Here is an 897-nt window from a genome sequence, read left to right on the forward strand (position 1 = left end):
AGCTTGGCGACGTCGCCCCCCACAGCGGCACCGCACCGCCCCAACCGGAGACGACGGCGACATACTGCTCGCCATCCATCTTCCAGGTGACCGGGCTGCCGACCACGCCGGAGCCTGTCTGGAACTTCCAGACCTCCTGCCCGGACTTGGCGTCGAACGCCTTCAGATAGCCTTCCGGCGTGCCGGTGAAGACCAGATTGCCGGCGGTGGTCAGCACACCGCCCCACAGCGGGGCCGGGTTCTTGTATTCCCAGACGATCTTGCCGGTCTTCGGATCGACGGCGCGCAGCGCGCCGATGTAATCGTCATACAGCGGCTTGATGGCTCCTGCTGGAGGCGCTCGCTGTCGAGCATGCTGTCGCGGAAGACGCGGGCGGCGGTCGCCATCCGGCCGATCTCGTCACGGCGGCCTTCCCCAAGACCGGCCTCGAAACTGGCGGTGAAGTCGCGGGCGGCCAGCCGCTCCAAAGCACTCGCCACGTCCAGGATCGGACGGGAGATGCCGCGCACCAGTACGGCACCGAAGCCCAGAGCCAGCAGCGTGCAGAGAGTCACGCCGCCGAGAACCATGCCGTGGGCGCTGTTGTAGACCGCCGCCCCCTGGTCGGCGACGGCGCCGGCATCGGCCATCGTGCCGTCGACCAGAGCGTCCAATGCCTCCTGCACGCGGGCGAAGGCGACGGCGCTCGGGCGTTTGAAAACGCTGACGGCGGATTGGGCGTTGCCGTCGCGGGCCTGGCTGCGCACGCGGTCGGCCGCGGCGGCATAGGCGGTCCAGGCCTCGTCGAAAGCGGCCAGCCGGGCGGCACCCTCACCACAGGTGAAGCAGGCTCCGGCCGCCTGACGGCGGGCCGTCACTTCGGCCACCGCCTTCGTCCAGCCCTTTTCGGCCTGGTT

At 69.6% G+C, this 897-nt stretch carries 1 protein-coding gene and 1 pseudogene; both read right to left on the reverse strand.

The genetic code is table 11. From position 1 onward, the window contains the following. Positions 1-322 (reverse strand): annotated as a pseudogene (locus tag I71_RS36400) (PQQ-binding-like beta-propeller repeat protein); the annotation flags it as partial. Continuing rightward, a complete protein-coding gene (locus I71_RS24410) occupies positions 211-867 on the reverse strand; it encodes a HAMP domain-containing protein (RefSeq protein WP_307189027.1) in 657 nt (218 codons plus the stop codon). The pseudogene I71_RS36400 and the gene I71_RS24410, both read right to left, overlap by 112 nt. Between the last annotated feature and the right edge of the window lie 30 nt (positions 868-897).

Origin of the sequence: Azospirillum sp. B506, assembly GCF_000333595.1 — a bacterium.
Lineage (GTDB): Bacteria > Pseudomonadota > Alphaproteobacteria > Azospirillales > Azospirillaceae > Azospirillum.